Genomic DNA, 2,497 nt, shown 5'->3' on the forward strand with positions numbered 1-2,497 from the left:
ATTTTTAATAATAGATTTTATTTGTTTAAATATAAGAGTTCAAGTGGTTTTTTTAGTTACCCTCCTAACTATTTCTAAGAATTCGCTCCGGAACATACCTCTGTGAAGTGTTCTCATTTTTTCCTTCGCATCCATAAAACGGGCTCGGAGAATCTCCTTATTTTGCCTCTCCTGCCTTTTCTTTATTTCGTTAACTATCTTTTCTACCTGGTCATCTGAGGCTACTATCCCCTCTTCCTCAAGTAGGTGCCTTACGGCATGCTTACCGGTATGTTTTCCCAGAAACAGCTCAGTATTCCTTCCTATGAGTTCTGGCGGGAAAGGTTCATAGGTGTGTTTATTTCTCAGAAGTGCATACACGTGAATCCCACTCTCATGTCTAAAACTGTTATCTCCCACAAGAGGTTTATGCACGGAAAGAGGTATTCCAAAAACTCTTTCGAACTCCTGTGAAACTTCGTAAATTCGGTCTAACTTTATACCAGTGTCAACTTTATATAATAATTCTAGTGAGAGAACAACTTCTTCAAAGGACGCGTTTCCCCCTCTTTCCCCATACCCATTTACACAGGTGTGGGGATAGATGACCCCTTCTTCAACTCCGGCAAGGGTGTTCGCCGTTGCCAATCCGAAATCATTATGACAATGAACGGAAAGAGGAATTTCCCTATTAAATCTAGTATTCAATTCATCCCTAACTTTGCCCACAAGATATTTCATAGAGGTCGGACGCATAACACCCAAAGTGTCGGCTAAGGCAATTTTGTCCGTACCTGCTCTTACTGCAGCTTCACAAATTTTTATCAGTTCATCAAAGTAGGATCGAGTAGCATCTTCTGCTACGAAGTCCACAACCACACCGTGATCTCTCGCATACGTTACCGCATCCACCAACATTTCCATGGCTTCTTCCACGTTTTTTCTTATTGAATATTTCAGTAGAATCCTGCTCGTAGACATAAAAATTGGGATTTCTTCCACATCACAGGCTAGACACGCATCTATATCGGCTCTTTTTGGTCTGGCGGTGGCGGCAATCTTTGCGTTAGTAAGATTTTCTCTAGAGAGAGCCCTAATAACCTTCTTTTCAGATTTAGATACTGCAGGGAAACTAGGAACAATGACCCTAACACCAATCTCATCTAAAAGCTTTGATAATTCAACCTTCTCCTCAACGGTTAGGAAAGTACCCGGGGTTTGTTCACCGTCCCGCAGAGTCTCATCCCAAATCCACACCTTTTTTGGCAAGTGTTTAGGCAAAGTCTCTGGAATCAAATTATAATCCATTAAATCGTTTTCAGCCGATTCCAGCACCATTTTTTAAACCCACCAGAAGTTATATGACAGAGAAACATTGTATCAAGGGTTTAAAAATTTTGTATAAAAGACCTCCTCCACCAGTTTTATGTTAGTACCAGGATTTCAACAATTTTTAAAAAATAGTTTGCAACAATTTGCTCATTATTTTAATTCATGGTTTCCCTTAGTTTTCGCCAAAGTTTTGGCAGGTTTTCTGCTGCCTTTCCAAAAATGGAGCAAGTCAAGTATGGAGTGAGAACCGTTAGCTCCCGATTTATCTCTATGACGGGTGCTCCTCTATCTAGGGCTAGTAGTGGAAGTTCCCGTGCCGGTGAAACAACCCCTGACGTGCCAATAACTAGAAATAGATCTGCATTCCTGCTTTCATCCATACTTTTTCTCAATACTGCTGCATCTAAAGGCTCTCCGAACTGAACAACATTAGGACGCAAGTTTGACCTACAATGATGGATTGGAGGTGTTGTCTCCAAGGGGGTTTTTGGTAAATCGACTATCTCCCCGTCTCTGGGACATCTGCCCTTCCACATGTTGCCGTGGAGTTCTAAAACATTTCTGCTTCCTGCTCTTATGTGCAAACCGTCAACATTTTGAGTTATTAGAAAGAAGTTGTCGAAGAAATTTTCCATTTCCACAAGTATGAGATGAGCTGCATTTGGCTGACAGCGACTGACAAGTTCTCTCCTCCACTCATAAAACTCTCATGTGCCTTTCGTGTTCCAATGTGGACCAGCTTTACTGGCAAGTTCCCTTGCCTTCGCGTTTTCCCACATCGATCCTTCCCCCCTAAAAATAGGCACACCGCTCTCAGCAGAAATTCCTGCGCCAGTAAGAACAACAGTACGTGATTTCTTACTCGGGCGTAAACTATCTATAAACTCTATTGTATTCCACTCCTTATTGAAGAGCCTGATATAAAACAAGAAGTTGATTTCCCATGTTCAATTATTTATTTTTTACCGTATACGGGAAAGGTAATGTAGATTCGCCCGATTCTACCCCTTATTTTTGGGTTCTAAATTGGAAAATAAGCTCTATAAAAGCTCCTTTTTGAGGCAGAATCGAACGAAACTACATCGCCTACGGGAAATATATGCTTGTATTTTGCTCAACAAGTTTCCCCGGAAAGAAGCGTTTTTTAAGCCCCCGAAACAAAGGAGTAAACAACCACATAATTAAG

1 protein-coding gene and 1 pseudogene are annotated in these 2,497 nt (G+C 41.2%); both read right to left on the reverse strand.

Annotated features, from left to right (window positions below; genetic code table 11):
* Positions 1–39: 39 nt before the first annotated feature.
* A complete protein-coding gene (locus tag ACUVXA_RS19655; protein ID WP_445872990.1) occupies positions 40–1,317 on the reverse strand; it encodes a homocitrate synthase/isopropylmalate synthase family protein in 1,278 nt (425 codons plus the stop codon).
* 149 nt (positions 1,318–1,466) lie between these two features.
* Positions 1,467–2,003, reverse strand: a pseudogene (locus ACUVXA_RS19660) (SIR2 family NAD-dependent protein deacylase); the annotation flags it as partial.
* Positions 2,004–2,497 lie beyond the last annotated feature (494 nt).

The sequence above is a fragment of the Candidatus Jordarchaeum sp. genome (assembly GCF_052745115.1).

Coding starts and splice junctions, on each gene's coding strand:
- ACUVXA_RS19655 (WP_445872990.1), bottom strand. CDS start 1,317: ATGGTGCTGGAATCGGCTGAAAACGATTTAATGGATTATAATTTGATT.